Origin of the sequence: Ruminococcus sp. 210702-SL.1.03 (genome assembly GCF_020559915.1) — a bacterium.
In the GTDB taxonomy this organism is placed as follows: Bacteria; Bacillota; Clostridia; order Oscillospirales; family Ruminococcaceae; genus YE71.
Genome location: NZ_JAJCLZ010000007.1, coordinates 1 through 17474 on the forward strand (window position 1 = coordinate 1; position 17474 = coordinate 17474).

General features: G+C 47.3%; 21 protein-coding genes. 15 read left to right on the plus strand and 6 right to left on the minus strand.

What is annotated here, in order from left to right; translation table 11 throughout:
* Positions 1-69: 69 nt before the first annotated feature.
* Genes LI114_RS05265 through LI114_RS05280 form a run of 4 tightly spaced genes read left to right on the plus strand, consistent with a single transcriptional unit; the run spans position 70 to position 2358 of the window.
* Positions 70-1164 carry an amidoligase family protein gene (locus tag LI114_RS05265; RefSeq protein ID WP_117958162.1) on the plus strand — a complete coding sequence of 365 codons (1095 nt, stop codon included), beginning with the start codon at positions 70-72 and terminating at the stop codon, positions 1162-1164.
* A gap of 13 nt (positions 1165-1177) precedes the next feature.
* Positions 1178-1681, plus strand: a complete 504-nt coding sequence (locus LI114_RS05270; RefSeq protein WP_227219765.1) for a gamma-glutamylcyclotransferase family protein — start codon at positions 1178-1180, stop codon at positions 1679-1681.
* Positions 1682-1694: 13 nt separating this feature from the next.
* Entirely contained in the window at positions 1695-1964 is a 270-nt protein-coding gene (locus LI114_RS05275; protein WP_177443210.1) for a hypothetical protein, read from the plus strand.
* Positions 1965-1980: 16 nt separating this feature from the next.
* Positions 1981-2358, plus strand: coding sequence for a hypothetical protein (locus tag LI114_RS05280; RefSeq protein WP_117905761.1), 378 nt, complete (start codon positions 1981-1983; stop codon positions 2356-2358).
* Positions 2359-2798: 440 nt separating this feature from the next.
* On the opposite strand, the gene LI114_RS05285 is transcribed toward LI114_RS05280, so the two are convergent.
* Complete coding sequence (locus LI114_RS05285; RefSeq protein ID WP_227219766.1) at positions 2799-3860, minus strand: glycoside hydrolase family 5 protein; 1062 nt, start codon at positions 3858-3860, stop codon at positions 2799-2801.
* A gap of 175 nt (positions 3861-4035) precedes the next feature.
* Between LI114_RS05285 and LI114_RS05290 the strand changes: the two genes are divergently transcribed.
* From LI114_RS05290 to LI114_RS05300, 3 genes are all read left to right on the plus strand, one after another.
* Positions 4036-4440 (plus strand): DUF3237 family protein, encoded by a 405-nt coding sequence (locus LI114_RS05290; RefSeq protein WP_227219767.1) that lies wholly within the window; start codon positions 4036-4038, stop codon positions 4438-4440.
* 131 nt (positions 4441-4571) lie between these two features.
* Positions 4572-4769 (plus strand): helix-turn-helix transcriptional regulator, encoded by a 198-nt coding sequence (locus LI114_RS05295; protein ID WP_227219768.1) that lies wholly within the window; start codon positions 4572-4574, stop codon positions 4767-4769.
* Between the two features lie 3 nt (positions 4770-4772).
* Positions 4773-5174, plus strand: a complete 402-nt coding sequence (locus LI114_RS05300) for a hypothetical protein (protein WP_227219769.1) — start codon at positions 4773-4775, stop codon at positions 5172-5174.
* A 2-nt stretch (positions 5175-5176) separates the two neighbouring features.
* Here LI114_RS05300 and LI114_RS05305 read toward each other — a convergent pair whose 3' ends face one another.
* Positions 5177-5920 carry a helix-turn-helix domain-containing protein gene (locus LI114_RS05305; protein WP_227219770.1) on the minus strand — a complete coding sequence of 248 codons (744 nt, stop codon included), beginning with the start codon at positions 5918-5920 and terminating at the stop codon, positions 5177-5179.
* Between the two features lie 171 nt (positions 5921-6091).
* Between LI114_RS05305 and LI114_RS05310 the strand changes: the two genes are divergently transcribed.
* Positions 6092-7468: an MATE family efflux transporter gene (locus LI114_RS05310; RefSeq protein ID WP_227219771.1), complete on the plus strand. Its 1377-nt coding sequence runs from the start codon at positions 6092-6094 to the stop codon at positions 7466-7468.
* A 35-nt stretch (positions 7469-7503) separates the two neighbouring features.
* Here LI114_RS05310 and LI114_RS05315 read toward each other — a convergent pair whose 3' ends face one another.
* The gene (locus LI114_RS05315) at positions 7504-9411 is read right to left on the minus strand and encodes a ComEC/Rec2 family competence protein (protein ID WP_227219772.1); all 1908 of its coding nucleotides are present in this window, start codon (positions 9409-9411) and stop codon (positions 7504-7506) included.
* 185 nt (positions 9412-9596) lie between these two features.
* On the opposite strand from LI114_RS05315, the gene guaA reads away from it, so the two are divergent.
* The gene (gene guaA, locus LI114_RS05320; protein ID WP_022127995.1) at positions 9597-11144 is read left to right on the plus strand and encodes a glutamine-hydrolyzing GMP synthase; all 1548 of its coding nucleotides are present in this window, start codon (positions 9597-9599) and stop codon (positions 11142-11144) included.
* A 165-nt stretch (positions 11145-11309) separates the two neighbouring features.
* Here the strand turns inward: guaA and LI114_RS05325 are convergent, their stop codons facing one another.
* Both LI114_RS05325 and LI114_RS05330 read right to left on the minus strand, forming a co-directional pair.
* Entirely contained in the window at positions 11310-12056 is a 747-nt protein-coding gene (locus tag LI114_RS05325; protein WP_227219773.1) for a phospholipase D-like domain-containing protein, read from the minus strand.
* Between the two features lie 28 nt (positions 12057-12084).
* Entirely contained in the window at positions 12085-12570 is a 486-nt protein-coding gene (locus tag LI114_RS05330) for a helix-turn-helix domain-containing protein (protein ID WP_227219774.1), read from the minus strand.
* 212 nt (positions 12571-12782) lie between these two features.
* On the opposite strand from LI114_RS05330, the gene LI114_RS05335 reads away from it, so the two are divergent.
* The 4 genes from LI114_RS05335 to LI114_RS05350 are packed head-to-tail and all read left to right on the plus strand — an operon-like array spanning position 12783 to position 15510.
* Positions 12783-12986: a MarR family transcriptional regulator gene (locus tag LI114_RS05335; protein ID WP_178183713.1), complete on the plus strand. Its 204-nt coding sequence runs from the start codon at positions 12783-12785 to the stop codon at positions 12984-12986.
* A gap of 4 nt (positions 12987-12990) precedes the next feature.
* Positions 12991-14085, plus strand: coding sequence for a site-specific integrase (locus tag LI114_RS05340; RefSeq protein WP_227219775.1), 1095 nt, complete (start codon positions 12991-12993; stop codon positions 14083-14085).
* On the plus strand, positions 14066-14386 hold the full coding sequence (locus LI114_RS05345; protein ID WP_227219776.1) for a plasmid mobilization protein: 321 nt from the start codon (positions 14066-14068) through the stop codon (positions 14384-14386). The genes LI114_RS05340 and LI114_RS05345 overlap by 20 nt, the downstream gene beginning before the upstream one ends.
* Complete coding sequence (locus tag LI114_RS05350) at positions 14386-15510, plus strand: AAA family ATPase (protein ID WP_227219777.1); 1125 nt, start codon at positions 14386-14388, stop codon at positions 15508-15510. The genes LI114_RS05345 and LI114_RS05350 overlap by 1 nt, the downstream gene beginning before the upstream one ends.
* A gap of 102 nt (positions 15511-15612) precedes the next feature.
* Here the strand turns inward: LI114_RS05350 and LI114_RS05355 are convergent, their stop codons facing one another.
* A complete protein-coding gene (locus LI114_RS05355) occupies positions 15613-15774 on the minus strand; it encodes a hypothetical protein (RefSeq protein WP_227219778.1) in 162 nt (53 codons plus the stop codon).
* Positions 15775-15825: 51 nt separating this feature from the next.
* Between LI114_RS05355 and LI114_RS05360 the strand changes: the two genes are divergently transcribed.
* Both LI114_RS05360 and LI114_RS05365 read left to right on the plus strand, forming a co-directional pair.
* Entirely contained in the window at positions 15826-17025 is a 1200-nt protein-coding gene (locus LI114_RS05360) for a plasmid recombination protein (RefSeq protein ID WP_227219779.1), read from the plus strand.
* Positions 17026-17038: 13 nt separating this feature from the next.
* Positions 17039-17443, plus strand: a complete 405-nt coding sequence (locus LI114_RS05365) for a hypothetical protein (protein WP_227219780.1) — start codon at positions 17039-17041, stop codon at positions 17441-17443.
* The last annotated feature ends 31 nt before the right edge of the window (positions 17444-17474 follow it).

Consider the following 17474-nt stretch of genomic DNA (forward strand, 5'->3'; position numbering starts at 1 on the left):
TAACGATTAAAATTTACGGCTTGCGGAGAAATCTGCAAGCTGTTTTTGTTGGGAGCGAGGTGAGATAAAATGTCAAAGAATTTTGACGGTATCAAAACGCAAAAGTTCGGTGTGGAAATAGAGTGTACAGGCTTAACAAGATCGGCAGCGGCAAAGGCGGTCGCAAAGGTCATAGGCGGTTCACCGGAGCATTTCGGTGGCAGTTACGACAGATACGACGTTTATGACAGTCAGGGAAGGCGTTGGAAAATTATGTCCGACGCAAGTATCAGATGTACGAATAAGAACGGAAATCCGGCTTCTAAACTTCACTCTGTCGAACTTGTAACTCCGATTCTGGAATATGAGGATATGGCGACGCTTCAGGAAGTGGTTCGTTCTATTCGGCGAAGCGGAGGCATTTGCAACGAGTCAACGGGAATCCATATTCACATTGATTTTGAGCCATATGATGCACGAACGCTTCGTAATCTTGTAAATATTTTTGCAAGCAAAGAAGATATGCTCTATCAGGCTTTACAGGTAAAGTCAGAGCGTGAGCAGCATTATTGCAGAAAGGTTGACAAGCGTTTTCTTGAAGAACTCAACCGAAGAAAGCCGACGGATTTGCAGACTATAAAAAGACTGTGGTACGGCGATGACCGTGAATACCACCCACATTATGATTCGTCACGGTATCGATGCCTAAACTTACACCCTGTGTTTACCGACAACAATATCGAGGTGAGAGCCTTCAATAGTTGTCTGAACGCAGGCGTACTCAGGGCATATATTTCTCTTGTTCTTGCAGTCAGCAATCAGGCTCTGACTCAGAAATCTGCAAGTCCTCGTGTGACTCAGAGTGAGAATCCTCGCTACACTTTCAGAACGTGGCTTATTCGAATAGGTCTGAATGGGCAAGAATTCAAAAACTGTAGAAAGCACTTGCTTTCTCATCTTGAGGGCAATATAGCGTGGCTTCATCAAGAGGACGCCATTACTCAGCGAGAACGATTAAAACAAGAGCGTATCGCCGCCCGTGAGCAGCGTGTCGAGCCTGTAAGCGAGGTTCAGGAGTTAAACGAAAATGTACCCGATGAAAATTCAGAGCCGACAGAAAGCGAATGCGGCGATTTTGTGGAGTACGAGGAAGATGAAGAAATGGGCATGGAAATGTCAATGTGATTGGAGGTAGAGAATGAAAAATAAACAGTTATATATTGCTTACGGCAGTAACATAAATTTGGAGCAGATGAAATATCGGTGTCCCCATTCAAAGGTTGTCGGGATATCGGAGATCAAAGATTATGAATTGGAGTTCAGAGGCGTTGCAACGATCGTTCCGAATAAGGGGGCAAGCGTTCCAGTTCTGATATGGGAGCTTGACAACAGAGATTTGCCAACTTTAAACCGCTATGAGGGCTATCCGAGACTTTACAGGCAGGAAAAAATGTCCTTCGAACTGGATGGAAAAGCTTGTACGGGTATGGCTTATCTGATGAATTATGGGGAGCTTTCTCCTCCAAGTCAGATGTATTACAATACGATTTTGCAAGGGTACAGAGAAAACGGTCTGGACGAGAAATATCTTCAAACTGCTCTTGAAAATTCTCAGCAGCTTGAGTATTACGTGAATGATGAATTCGATGAGGATTTTGATGAAGATTACGATCTTGACGACGATATGCAGATGAAATTTTAGGAGGTTCAGCGTAATGAGATACAAAGGATTTTATGTGAAAATAACCCCCGATACTGATTTGCATCGGGAGGATAAGGACGGAAATGATATTTGCTGTAACGGCTTTACTATAGAAGTTTTTGCAGATGAGGCCGAAAAGCTTGAAATTGATGTTTTTTCGGCGGCGGTAGATTTTGAGATTTTTGAAAACAGCTTATCTGAGGCTGAACAGTTCGCAAAAGACTATATTGACAGCGAAGAAAAAGAATACCGTAGAATGATAAATGAGTTCAATGAATATTGATCGGGAGGAATAATTTGTGATTTCTAAAAATACTTTTGTTACAATGATAGACACTATCAGCGAGGTAATTGAAGAAAGCAAGGCGATGTGCAGATGTCCGATATCGGGCATCTTTTTTGATGAAAATTCAAAATCAGAATTGCTTGCAGGCTGTGATTATCAGCAGGATTTAATAAAAATGTTGGAGGTCGTTATGCTCGACCGTTACAGCATTATTCGTGATTTTCTTTACAAGCGTGATGAGAACGGAGAACTTTTCTTTGGAATTCCACGGGCTGACGGTGTAATCGAGTTTTTTCTTATTTCAACCACTGAAGAATTATATGATTATCTGTTGGAACAAACGGTTGATATATTATTGAATTTTGTGTCAGCTTTATATGATGACTTTTAAGATGTTGGCTGTACAACTGAGTACAGCCTTTTACATATTTATTTTTCATAATTTCTCTATGTGATAAAATGAACTTGAAAAGAGACCAATATATATATGAAACTGATATGGCAAAGAGCTTAAAATAATACTTTTGAAGTATGCATCCATTTGGTCTCAGCAAGACATATCGATCCAAACTCGTACTCTAAAATGGGTGCGAGTTTTTTGTTTTACTATTGAAAACTTGGCTTTTTATGATATAATAAATGCGATAGATCGGGGTGGCTGGGTCATAGGTGACAAGCAGCGGTCATAAAAATTTCCCGTTGTTAAAACCAAACAAAATAAGCCGTTCCCCCATGCGAATAACCCGCACCAAGGAACGGCTGTCTTTTTGTTATAGAATTTTTATGTGCGGGTAAGCCTGTAACTCAACTTGTCCTCCACACAACGCATTTTTACCCAAACACACTGCACTTCTTAGCGGTCTTTTTAATGCCGTTCTCGCCGTTCACCAGCACCTCGCCCCAGTCGGGAGAGAGCACCGAGCCGTCCCATTCGTTCGCTATGTCGAGGTACTCTACCCCGCCGCTGTTGCCTTTCCAGCTCCAACCCATGTAGCCGATGCCGTTTTTCTCGCAGTATTCCATTATGTACGCTTCGTCAACGTCGCCGTCCGTGTGCGTGTAGCCAAATTCTCCCACGCATACGCATAGCCCCTGATCGGTCGCGTTCGTCAGATTTTTCTCGATGGTCTCCGCGTTCTTGCCCGCCGTGCCGTACATATGCACCGAAAACATCGTGTTGCCTTCGGGGTCTGAGTCGAAAACGGCTTTTCCGCTCTGCGCTATGCAGTCGCCAAACTGTCCCCAGCCCGCCGAATCGACCATTATTGTGTTCTTGATACCCGCTTCCCTCAGCTTCGGTATCACCGTGGTGTAGCCCTCTTCCCATACGTCCGCGTTCCAGCTTCCTACCCACTCGTTCGCGATGTTTAGGATAACGTACTGCTCGTTGCCGATGAGCGCGTCCTTCATCTCAACCCAGTAGTCCGCCGCCGCGCTGATGTCGCTAACGTTGTCGCTGCCCGTCGCGTCGTGTACTTCCAGCACCGCGATCATGTCGTTGTCGATGCTGAGCTGTATCAGCTTTTCCAGCGTTTCAAGGCTGTCTTTGCTGTACTGTCCGCCGTCGGAGCACACTATTCTTATGCAGTTCGCGCCCGTGCCTGCTATCGCGGGGAATGCCGTTCCATCAAGGTCGGCGTACCACGAGTGCGGGTGGTTTATTCCGCGCATGATAAATTCGTTGCCGTTCGCGTCAAGCAGCTTTGTGCCGTCTACCTTAAATTCGCCGCTGCTCGTGGCTTCCGAAGCACTTTCCGTATCCTGCGACGTGCTCTCAGCCGCCGATGATGTCTTTTCCGCAGAGCTGTCATCGCTAGATGTGCAGCCCGCAGCCGTCAGCATTGCGCCCGCCGTCAGCAGCAGCGCGATCTTCTTGATCTGTATTGTTCTCATAATTTTCCTCCAATTATATATTTATCAACTTTCGGTCGATTTATGAAATTTTTCATTTCGGTCTGATATGCCTTGCAATTTGCAGTGTTTTCATATATAATTATACTATACGCACCGCTGTTTTGTCAAGAGTCAAATGACTTGATCGGCGGTGCTTGTGGGGAGTGGGATAATTATGGAATTTTCAAAAAGATCGCTCATCATGACGATCAAGATCGTTTGCGGCGCACCGTATAATGTCATGGGCGGTAAGTGCGCTGTAGTGATGGTGCCTTTCGGCGGCAAGGCTTTTGGCCCGTATTTCAGCGGCGATATTATCGGCACAGGTGTAGACAGCCAGCGGATAACCCGCGGCGGCGCGCAGCTTTCGGCGCGCTATATGCTTGAGGGCGAGGACTGCGAGGGCGAAAAGTGCCGCATTTTCATAGAAAACAGCGGTACGGCAGCGGATAACTGCATGCCGTTTATCGTTACCGACAGCCGCACGCTTGCTTTTCTCGAGCAAGTTCCTCTGCGCTCAATGATCGAAACTACCGATAACGGTTTGACAGTCACCATCTATCGTACAGATGTGCAATAATATTATCTTTTGTAAACATTCTCATTCACGAATACTTTACATCTAAAAATGTAAAGTAAGCTTGACATTTTTTCGGACAGGTGCTATAATGATATTGTAAAGCAAGCTTTACATTTCGGGAGGTGCATGGCTTGAAAAACAGAATAGCTGACCTGCGCAGGGAGAACAAAATGACTCAGCAGGCGCTTGCCGAGCGGCTCGGCGTTACCCGCCAGACGATAATCTCGCTCGAAAACGGCAGGTACAACCCCTCTATCATGCTGGCTCACAATATTGCTCAGGCTTTTGGGCTGAGGATCGAGGACGTATTTATTTTTGAGGAGGAATGAGATATGTATAGCAAAAGAAAGATGATATGGTACACATTTATATTAGCGGCAGGAATAGTATTGATAGTGCTCAGCTGTATCGGCACACTTGATTCGTTCTGGTCGGGTTTCGGCGGCGGCATCGCGGCGGTCGGATTGGTGCGGCTTATCAACGGTGTAAAGTACCGCAGAGATCCCAGCCTTGCGAAGCAGATGGACGTCAGCCAAAAGGACGAGCGAGTTTCTTTCATCGCGATCCGCGCCCGCGCATGGGCGTTCCACATCTCGGCGCTCGGTTCGGCGGCCGCCGTGCTGGTGCTGAAATTCATGGGACGTGAAGAGCTTGCGATGTGCGTATCCCTCGTTTTTTGCGGAATGTTGGTCGTCTACTCGGCGGTTTTCGCGGTGCTGCAAAGAAAATATTGACGCTACTTCATGCCGTTTGCGCGGAAATGCTCGCTGCGGTACTGCTTCGGGCTTTCGCCGTAGTATTTTCGGAACGTGCGTGCAAAATGGCTGTAGCTGGAAAAGCATAAAATGTCGGAAATGTCCGTCAGCGTGTAGTCGGAGTATAGCAGCATATTTTCCGCCGCTTCCATGCGCTTTGAAATGACATATTCAGTAACGCTCATGCCGACCTCGCGCTTGAAAAGCGTCGAAAAGTACGAAACGTTCAGCCCCGCGGTTTTCGCAAGCGCGGCGGCGGTTATCCGCTCGTGCAGGTGCGTGCCGATGTACTCCACCGCGCCGACTATCTGCCGCGAGCAGATGCGCCCTTTTTTCGCGGCGGCGACGGCTTTCACGAAGTAGGCGATCATCTCGCGGTGCAGGGCGTAAAGCTCGGCGGTGGTGCGCGCGCCGTCAAATTTTCTGATGTAGAGGTCGCTGGCGTTGTAGGCTTTTTCCGCCTCCATGCCGCCGCTTATCGCAAAGCGCGTTACCAGCGTGATGTTGCATATCAGCAGATACAGAAGATTTTTCAGCGGGTCGTCTGAGAGATGCCCCATTTCGGCGGAGTGTATCATGCGCTCCGCCTCTTCTTCTGCGCGCGGGTCGCCGTCGCGGATAAGCTCGTATTGCAGCATTTCATCGCTGTAACGGTGGTGGCGAAAACTGTTTTCCCTGTTTGCAAATTCCAGATATGCAAGCTGTCTTTCAATATTTTCTTTCATAAAATCACCCAAAAATATTATAACAAATTTCAGAAATATCGTCAATAGATGTGACGAAAAAACAATAAAAGTGCTTTACTTTTCGTGTCGATTTTGCTATCATAAATACCGCAAAAAGATGGTTTTTAAAATGACAACTAAAGCGCAGGGCGCAGGAGGAAAGTGAAAGGTATGAAAAGTAAAACAGCTTCGCTCAACATGACCGAGGGCAGCATTCTGCGAAATCTGATATGGTTCGCAGTGCCTGTACTCATCGGCAATATATTTCAGCAATTATATAATGTGGCTGACACAGCGATAATAGGTAACATTCTCGGCGACACCGCGCTTGCGGCAGTCGGTGCGGCAGCCCCCGTCTACGGACTGATGATCGGCTTCGCGGGCGGATTGACGAACGGTTTCGCGGTAGTTATCGCGCGCTTTTTCGGTGCGGGCGACGAGCGCGGCATGAAAAGATCGGTTGCGCTGACCTACCTGCTTTCGGCAGGCATAGCGTTCGTGCTGACCGTCGCGAGCCTGATCGCCCTGCAACCGCTGATGGCTTCGCTCAAGACCCCGCCCGAGATAATCGGCGACACGGAAAAATATATGCGCGTTATAATGCTCTTCTCGGCGGTCACCATCGCGTACAATATGTTCGCGGGCATGATGCGCGCTCTCGGCAACAGCAAAACGCCGCTCTACTTCCTTATAGTTTCCACATTTGTAAACATCGGGCTTGATTTTCTCTTTGTCGGCGCGTTCAAGATGGGCGTTGCGGGCGCGGCTTACGCCACAGTCATTTCGCAGGGCGTTTCCGTGGCGCTTTGCATTTGGTACGTCGTGAAAAAGTGCCGCGTGCTGCTTTTCAGCCGCCGCGAACTCACCCTCGATAAGCCGCTTCTTTCAGACCTCGCCACTACGGGTATGTCGATGGGGCTGATGTACGCGATAGTTTCTGTCGGCTCGGTAATTTTGCAGGGCGCGGTCAACTCGTTCGGCACGAGCACCATCACCGCGCACACCGCCGCGCGAAAGATCGACGACATTTTCATGCTGCCGCTCGGCACGATAGCGCTGGCGTCGTCCACTTTCGCGAGCCAGAATTTCGGTGCGGGTAAGATGGATCGCGTAAAAAAAGGCATAAAATACAGCATTTTCATAGCATTGGGCTGGAGCGCTTTCTCGGTTATCGTCGCGGTGCTGTTCCGTCGCCCGATGATCCGCGCGCTAACGGGCACTTCCGACCCCGCCGTCATCGCGACCGCCTCGAAATACATCGTTTGGAACATCTCGTTCTTCTTCGTGCTCAGCTTCCTGCTCGTGCTTCGCAGCAGCCTTCAGGGCGTTGGCAGAAAGCTCGTTCCCGTGACGGGCAGCGCGGTGGAATTTGCGCTGAAGATAGTCGCCGCCGCGGTCTTTGCACCGAAACTGGGATATTTCGGCATCTGCATCTCCGAACCCGTGATCTGGATAGCCTGCGCCGCAATCGTCATCGCGGACTACATGCTCTTCACGCGCCGTATCAAGCGCCGCGAGCTTCCGCACCTAGAGCGCGCCGCAGTCTGATAAAAAATATCGCTCCCGACCGTGGGAGCGATTTTTTATGCCATGAATTGTGAGATCTTGCTGAACCCGCTTGGGTCAAATCTTTCGCTGCCGATCGTTATCTGCTCGTCTGAAAAGAATATCTCCCTCCCGCTAAACTGCATTGTCACGCTGCTGTTCAGCACATCGAATGAAAAAATATTAACGTCAAATTCACCCTCGCCCGCAACGTATTGCGCGTTATCGTAAAGACGTTTTTCGTAGCTGATCTTGTTGAAGATCGGTTCATCGTGCAAGTATATGTAAATATCTGAAACATGGTGTTCGGTCAGCACTGAGTTGACGGAATAAGCCGCCCGACCGCGCGTACTCATGTCAAATACCATACCGCAATTGCCGCTGATAAGCACTGCCGCGTAGCCTTTGTCGATGGGTATTATAACGATTTTATCCTTATCGCCGATCTTAGAGAGCGCCGCGGACGTAATGCAAAACGTCAGATAGAGAGCGCTTGTCAGCAGTGCGAAAAAGCGTTTGCGCCGTTTCGAGATAGCGGCAAAGATAAGTATACTGAGCATGAAAACGCCTGCGATCACAAGCAGTTTATGCTTGGATGTGCCGATATAGCAGACGCTTTTTGCGGAGAACACGCGGCACATTTTTATGACTATCTGCACGATCACATCTGCCGCACGGATAACGAAGTGCAGTTTACAGCCTGTTATGATATAAATAAATGAAATTACAAGAGCGATGCTGCACATCGGGAGAAGAATTATGTTCGCAATGATCCCGATTGTCGAGAACTCGGAGAAAAAGATCGCACAGAGCGGCAGAGTTGTGACGTTTATGCAAATATATGAAATCACGGTTCTGAGCTTCGGGTCTTTGACATTATCCCTGCAGACGGCTGGCGAGATCACGCCGACGGCGAACGCTGCGGCAAATGACAGAAGAAATGAAACCGATGTCAGCGCATATGGGCAGTTGAGAGTCAGCAGCATTGCCGCCAGCCCGAGCGAGGTCACGGTGTGGGAACGTCGGCGAAAAAGCGGCGCGGTAAGCGAAACGCTGGTCATGATGCAGGCACGCGTGACGGACGGTGAAAAGCCCGCGAAGAGCGCAAAACTCCAGATAAAGGCGATTTGCAGGGCGGCGCGAGCACGGACTAGCGGCAGGGGGCGCAGCAGCAGGCTAACAAACATCGCGAGAATGACAACGTGCAGGCCCGAAACGGCGAAAATGTGCCCTAATCCGCTGCGGTAAACGGCTGCTTTTTCGGCGGCGGGCAGGGCGGAGCGGTCGGCGCAGAGCATGGCGCGCAGAAATCCGCCCGCAGATGGCGAACACGCGGCGGCGAGCTTGCCCGAGAGGTCGCTGCGAAGAGATTTTGTGTAAAATGTGGCAGGACTGCGGCGCTTTTCCGTGATCCGCCAGCTCTCAACTTGTCCGCCGGTGAGGTAGATGCCGAGCGAGCGGCTGTAATTTTCGCCGTCAAAAGTGGCGGTGGAGGTCGGCTTTTTCATGCGCGCAGTCACGCTCACGCCGTCGCCCGGTGCGAGGTCATGGCGGTCGCCCGCGTAGTCGGGAAGCAGAAAAGTGAACCGCCCACGCGTGCCCTCGAGTCTGCCGCGTACGGTGACATTCGTGCCGTATTCGCTGTACGAAAGGTCGGTGACAACGCCGCTGACCTGCGCGGTCTTGCCGTCGAAAGCGGTAAGTCTGCTGTAAATATTTGTCTGATAATGCATCGCGTACAGCCCGCCGACGATCGCGAAAATGCCGATCATCACAGCTGCGCGCAGCTTGTCCGAGCGGCGGAGAAGCGTGATCGTTACGGCGAAAACAGCTGTCAACATGAGCAAGGAAACTTTGCCCAGCACGAGGAAACTTGCCAATCCAACAAGCCAGCCGAGCGCCGCCAGCGCGCCTTTAGCCGCCACAGGTCTGCATTTTCGCACCATTTCGCCGCCCCCTTTTGATGAAAAAATTATAGCATGATGGGGTGGAAAAGTCAATAGCAGGGGGTTGCAGGATTCCTCAAAATTTTTCCCCCAAATCACTTGCTTTATCGCCATTTCTGTGTTATAATAAATTATGTATTTTTATCAGCCCGCTTTTGGCGGTTTTGAAAGGATTGGTTGTTAAAATGAGGCAAAAGGGTCACGAATATGTGCTTATAATCGACTTCGGCGGTCAGTATAACCAGCTTATCGCTCGCCGCGTGCGCGAATGTAATGTTTACTGCGAGGTAAAATCATACAAAAATGTAACCATCGACGAGATAAAAGAGCTTTCTCCCGAGGGCATAATCTTTACAGGCGGCCCGCAGAGCGTTTACGGCGAGGGCGCGCCCGCTATTGATAAGGAACTCTTTGAGTTGGGTATCCCCGTGCTGGGTATCTGCTACGGCTCGCAGCTTATGGCGCATACCTTAGGCGGTGAGGTTAAGACCTGCATAACTTCCGAATACGGCAAAACTGAAACTATATATGATAAGGACTGCGTGCTTTTCGGTGCGGATATGCCAGAAAAGGCGATCTCGTGGATGAGCCATACCGACTACATCGCGAAAATTCCCGAGGGCTTCAAGATCACTGCTCACACTGCCAACTGCCCATGCGCAGCTATGGCGAACGCTGAGAAAAAGCTTTACGCGGTGCAGTTCCACCCCGAGGTGAACCACACCGAGAATGGTCTTGCGATGCTCGACAGCTTCCTTAAAAACGTCTGCGGCTGCAAGGGCGACTGGACAATGGCGAATTACGCTGAAACTGCTATCAAGGAGATACGCGAGAAGGTCGGCGACGGCAAGGTGTTACTGGCGCTTTCGGGCGGTGTGGACAGCTCGGTGCTCGCGGCGCTGCTCTCAAAAGCTGTCGGCAGCCAGCTCACCTGCATATTTGTTGACCACGGCTTCATGCGCAAGAACGAGGGCGACGAGGTAGAAGCGGCGTTTGCCGACTGGGACGTAAACTTTGTCCGCGTGAACGCAAAGGACAGATTTATGGCGAAGCTGAACGGCGTATCCGACCCCGAGACCAAGCGCAAGCTGATCGGCGAGGAGTTTATCCGCGTATTTGAGGCGGAAGCGAAGAAGATCGGCGCGGTAGATTTCTTAGCGCAGGGCACGATATACCCCGACGTTATCGAGTCCGGTTCGGGCGACGCGGCGACAATCAAATCGCACCACAACGTAGGCGGACTGCCCGACTATGTAGATTTCAAGGACATAATCGAGCCGCTGAGAATGTTATTCAAGGACGAAACGAGAAAGCTGGGCGAAGAGCTGGGGCTTTCCGACACGCTGGTATGGCGTCAGCCGTTCCCCGGCCCGGGACTTGCGATAAGGATCATGGGCGAGATAACTGACGAAAAGCTGACGATATTGCAGGACGCAGACTGGATATTCCGCGAGGAGATCGCGAAAGCGGGTCTGGACAGAAGCATAGGTCAGTATTTCGCGGTGCTGACGAACAACCGCTCGGTAGGCGTAATGGGCGATTTCCGCACCTACGACTACACGCTTGCGCTGAGGGCGGTAACGACGACCGACTTCATGACAGCAGATTTCGCGCGCATACCGTACGAAGTGTTGGAAGTATGCTCGGCGAGGATAGTAAACGAGGTAAAGAACATCAACAGGGTTGTGTATGATGTTACCACAAAGCCGCCGGCTACTATCGAGTGGGAATAATGCAAACGTTTCCTGAAAAGGCTTAATACCGTACTTTTTAAGATGCGGATAAGCTGAATGGCAACGATTTGGCAACATTTCTCTATTATCGGCAACAGTTATAAATATTCTGTCTGAAAAGATAAGAGCTATCTGATTCGTATTTGAATCGGATAGCTCTTTTTGTTATTTGTATTCATTATACAGGCTGATGAATTGGTCTAAAAATTTCCTAACAAAATCTCTGTCAATTGCTGTTGATAATGTTTCTTCATTGTTTTGAGCGTTCTTACTCCAATTATATGAACCATGCATTACATATTCAAAGTCTATGATGCAGAATTTATCGTGCAATCTATTTCGATTGTTATTACCCCAACATGGAACTCGAATAGTATCAAATTCTTTTTCAAGTTCATCAATCAGCCATTTATTTGATTCTTCATCGGATGTAATGATTCTAATATTTACTCCTGCTTCCTTTTTGGCAACTAACTCATTAAATATCTCTCTATCTGTTATCCATGCAACAGCAGCCCAGATAATATATTTTGCATCTCTTATACCCTGAATAATGGTTTCTTTTATTTCATCAAAAACTACATCATGTTCAACTGTATCATTTTCGATGTTATCAATTACTTTAGGTTTGATAAAAAAGGAATGTAAGTCATATTCCTCACTCTCAACATAAATACTCCTTGCAATTTCTTCAAGTTGATCTTTGTATTTTCTAGCATCTTTTAGCATAGGAATAGGCACTCGAAGGTTAATATTTTCCCAGAATTGATAGCTTTTTGTTGCAAAAGATCTGGTTTTATCAAATAACAACATTGAACATCTTAAAATGGTTAATAATTCATTTTTATTTTCTATGTCTTCCTCATACTTTATATACTCTATCATTGTTTTAGCTAATGCATTTGCATCCATTTTTCCACCTCATATCACTATATCCAAGTTATTCGTTTGCATTACACAAAGTTTTTTCATTTCTTTCTGCCTCCGACCTCGGATACCTATATCTCCACTGGTCGTACTCCTCACGGCTGATCTCCCCATTACGGTATTTCTGAGCCATTTCCTCCCATGGTTCGAGCAGACCTGTTATTTTTGCAAAGGTCGAGCCGTTCAGCCTGTTGATGCGGATACAGATTTCTCCGTCCAGACGGTCGATCTTGAAGCCGTATAAATCCTCTAACGCAAACAGCGTGTGCATAAGACCTGTGTAGCTGTCGATGTTCGGGACGTTCAGAGCTTCGGTCGATACATCAAGTGCGTCGGCAAGCTGCTCTACAAGGTCAGCCTTGGGTGTTCTCGACCCCGATTCATACTGAGCCATACGAATATCGGCAGTCCGTTCCGAGAAGCCGACCTGCAAGCCTAAGAACTTCTGTGTCATACCTCTGAGGTTTCTGATAAACCTGATTCTTTCACCAATCGCCATATTGTCTCCTCCATTTTCAAAAAGCATAGCACAGGATATGCCTGCGCCGCCATATTTCACAAATTAATTATAACATATATGCTTAGTGTTTGTCAAGATAGTAGAAATAAAAATGTTTAGTAATTTTATACTTGACATAACGGTATACGTTTAGTATAATAAAATCAAAACTTAACGATTTAGAGTTAAGTTAGAGAAAGGAGATACTCTAAATGACAGATAAAAATTTTATGAGAGTAGAAGATGTTGCCAGGGAACTTGATGTATCTAAATCCTATGCTTATAAGATAGTACAGAAGCTCAACAAGGAGCTTGAAGCCAAGGGATATATCACGATCTCAGGCAGAGTGAACAAACAATACTTCCTCGAAAGGACTTGCTACGGCGGTTCTGCCGAGGACAGCGAAAGGAAGTGATACGATGTCAGTCTATAAGGACGGCAGCAAGTGGCGTGTGATCTACCGCTACACCAACAGCCGTGGAGAACGCAAACAGACACAAAAGCGTGGTTTCTCCACAAAGAAAGAAGCTCAGGCGTGGGAGCGTGAGCGGATGAACAAGACGGAATCCAGCCTTGATATGACCTTTGAGAGCTTTTCGGAGATATACTTCGAGGACATGAAGAAGCGTCTGAAGGACAACACATGGCACACAAAAGAACATATTCTTCGTACTAAACTGATTCCATTCTTTGGGAAAAGAAAGATGTGCGATATTCAGCCGAAAGACGTGATAGCGTGGCAGAACGAAATGCTTGAAGGTTCTACAAAAACAGGTAAGTCTTATTCGCCCGTATATCTGAAAACACTTCATAACCAACTCAGTGCCATATTCAATTATGCAGTGAAGTTCTACGGACTGGCAAGCAATCCAGCTGCTAAAGTAGGAAATATGGGCAAGGCAAAAAGTCGTGAGATGCTGTTCTGGACGCAGGAGGAATACAAGCAGTTCGCAGAAGTGATGATGGACAAGCCTGTTTTTTTCTATGCCTTTGAAATGCTGTACTGGTGCGGTATCCGTGAGGGTGAACTTCTCGCCCTCACGCCTGCCGATTTCGACTTTGAGAAGCAGACGGTCTCGATCACAAAGTCCTATCAGCGTATCAAGGGGCAGGATATTATCACCGATCCGAAAACCGCCAGGAGCAACCGTGTTGTGAAGATGCCTGATTTTCTTTCTCAGGAGATGCAAGACTTCATCGGTCAGCTCTACGGTATCGGAGAACATGACCGTATGTTCATGATAACCAAGAGCTACCTGCATCATGAGATGGACAGAGGGGTAAAAGAAACGGGTTTGAAGCGTATCCGTATCCATGATCTGCGTCACAGCCATGTTTCGCTTCTGATCGAACTTGGGTTTTCGGCTGTTGCTATTGCAGATCGTGTGGGACATGAGAGCATTGAGATCACATACCGCTATGCACATCTGTTTCCGTCGAAACAGGCGGAAATGGCGAATAAACTCAGTGAGTTGAAGAAAGGAGATAACGCAAATGTCAGCGAAAAACCTTGACAGCAAAGGCAGATTTCGTTCCAGAACCATCGGATTTCGGGTATCTCCCGAAGAAGAAAAGCTGATAAATTCAGCAGCGGCACTTTCAGGACTGACCAAACAGGACTACATCGTAAAAAGGCTTCTCTGCCGTGATGTGGTAGTGCAGGGCAATCCGAGAGTATACAAAGCTCTGAAAAATCAGCTTGCGGAAGTGCTTTCAGAATTGCAGAGAATAGAAAATAGTTCTGTAAGTGATGAACTTCTTGAAACGATACGACTCATCAACACCACATTAAATGGAATGAAAGGAGAATCCTGATGTCAGAAGAAAAAGAAATGACCGCTCCGAACGTATCTATTGGCGTAGATACGGAGCAGTCATCCATAAAACAAACTACTAATAGTATATCAAATCGTGATGTAAATTTCAACCCCTTTGACGAATTTTTCAAGAAAATTGATCCGTCATACATGAAAACAGTCACGATGCAGGAACTGTATCAGGATATTTACAGCAAGAAACCGCCTGTTATTGAGGGCTTGCTCTATCAAGGTACTTATCTGTTTGTCGGTTCACCTAAGATCGGCAAAAGCTTCTTTATGGCACAGCTTGCCTATCATGTCAGCACAGGTACTCCGCTTTGGGACTATCCTGTGAAAAAGGGTACGGTTCTCTACCTTGCACTGGAAGATGATTACAGACGATTGCAGGAACGAATGTACCGAATGTTCGGAACGGACAGTACGGAAAACTTGTACTTTTCCGTATCGTCCAAACCGCTTGGAAATGGTCTGACCGATCAGCTGAGCGGTTTTATCCGAGAACACCCTGACACAACGCTTGTGATTATTGATACACTTCAAAAAGTCCGTGAGGTGGACAGTGATTCTTACAGCTATGCCAAAGATTACGAGATCATCAATCAGCTGAAACAGTTCTCTGACAGTTGGGGAATATGTCTGCTGTTAGTTCATCATACGAGAAAGCAAAAGTCATCTGATAACTTCGACATGATCTCAGGAACAAATGGGTTACTTGGCTGTGCAGACGGAGCATTTATGCTTTACAAGGAAAACAGGACTTCCAATAAGGCAACACTTGAAATTTCAGGCCGTGATCAGCAAGATCAGAAAATCCATCTTATTCGTGATGAAGAAAAACTCTGCTGGAATTTTGAAAAAGCAGAAACAGAGCTTTGGAAAGAACCTCCCGAACCGTTGCTGGAATGTATTGCCAATCATGTAACAGAAGAAAATCCGACCTGGCAGGGTACAGCGACTGAATTGATAGAAAAGCTTGGACTTGATATGAAGCCGAATGTGGTTTCGCTGAAACTCAATGTCAATGCAGGCAGATTGATGAATGATTATAGCATTCGATACACGAATAAGCGTAACCACAGCGGACGCATGATTTTCTTCTCTTTGTTATCAAAAGAGTAAATTTCAAGTGGTTGGCGTGTCAGTCCGTGACGGTCGTGACGATGTTTTGTGAGCGGTGTAATCATCGTCACCATCGTCACACATCGTCACGGCGTTGGCGGTTTATCCGCCGTTCAAGCCTCGCAGAGCCCCGATAGCATTTTTGATAGTCCGATCAGGCTGTCGAAAGTGCTTTGGGGTTACCGGCGGCATTCCGCAGGTAACTCGGCTCTCCGAGCCGTTCGGTTTGCCGATCTCCGTATCGTTGCAAACCGTTTCGCCCATAGGGCATTCCCTCGTCAGAGGGTCAATTTAAAAAGGAAGGGGGGTGTTTCTATGTGTCAAAAGACGATCTCAATGTGTCAGGGCAAGGGCAGCTTGTCCCACAACAACCGTGCATTTGCTGCCAAAAATATCGACAGTTCCCGAACAGCGGACAACATTACATTTGTGCATCAGAATTTGCGTGAAGCTTATGATATTCTTTTCAGCGATGCAGTAGAAAGATACAATGCCCGTCAGAAACGAAATGACCGCCGTATCCCCGACTACTTTCATCACCTGTTCAGCCGTGAACCGAGTGCATGTGTTATCACTGGGACAAATAAGCAAAAGAGTTTCTATGAAGACTTAGTCCAGATCGGGACAAAAGATGATACAGGTGTCGGTACTCCCGATTCGGAGATTGCTGTTGCCTGTTTACGGGAGTACATGGAGGGCTTTTCAGAAAGAAATCCGAATTTCTATGTGTTCAATGCTGTGATGCACCTTGATGAAGCAACTCCTCATCTGCACATCGACTATATTCCAGTGGGGCATTTCAGCAATGGTTTAGATACCCGAAATGCTATGGCGAAAGCTCTCGAAGAAATGGGACACGGCAAAGGTGCAAATGCAATCAACCGTTGGCGGTTAGCGGAATGGAAAGTCCTGCATCAGATATGTACTGCTCATGGTATCGAGATCTCAGAGCCGAAGAAGTCCAGAGGGTACAGCTACACCACCGAGGAATACGGCAAGCATCAGGATAGAATCCGGCAGCTTGAAGAAGAAAAAGCTCAGATCATTACTGAAAAAGAAGAAATCAACGCAGCACTTGAAAAGGCAGCCAAAAAGCACGTCAAGCTGAAAGAAATCGACAGCGTTGTAACAGGCAAAACGGTTTTCGGTGGAAAAATCACAGTTTCCAAGGAAGATTGGGAAAATGTAACTGCACTTGCCAAAAAAGAAGTGATTTCACAAAAACAGACGAAAAAGCTTTGCAGAGAACGAGATGAAGCCATACAGGAGCGTAATGCGTTGAAAGCAAGGCTTGATGCGGTATCTTCGGAACTGGCTGATTACAAAAAGAAAGAAGAAGATAGGCGTCATTTTTCCCGTGATAAATTAAAAGCGGAATCAAAGCGTATTAGCCGTGAGGAAGAACTTTCCCGTGAACTGAAAAAAGTCAAGGCTTTTATCTCTGCTTGTGGATTGAGTTCCGACTATCAGCAGTTCAGATACAACAGCACAATAAAAAGCAAGAATTTGGAATGAGGAGAAAAATTTTATGATTATTAGAAGCAAAGACAAAGTTCAGGTGATCGGCAAAAACAAGTCGGTCTGGGTGTTGGATACCAATGCACTTACCGTTACACACAATACAGTTGATACTGAGCCAACAGTAACAGCATTCCGTTCCGAGCAGATCAAGTATCACCTGCATTATTCTGCGGAGTACCGCAAGGACAGACTGAGAAAACTTGTAAATAACGGCGAAATTCTGAGTTATCTGACTGAACTTGATAAGGCAGTGGAAAATGCTATGGAAAGACAGGTTGAAAAGTGGAAAGCTGACGATAAGGAATATCAGCAGTCACTTGCTGTTGGTGATCTCTGCAAAGCTCAAGGTTTGGAGAATATGTTTAGGTTGTGTGCGAGAGAGGCGGTGTATGCGGATATGGTGTATGTGTGATTTAATTATGCTTCATAGGGAACAAGAGGAA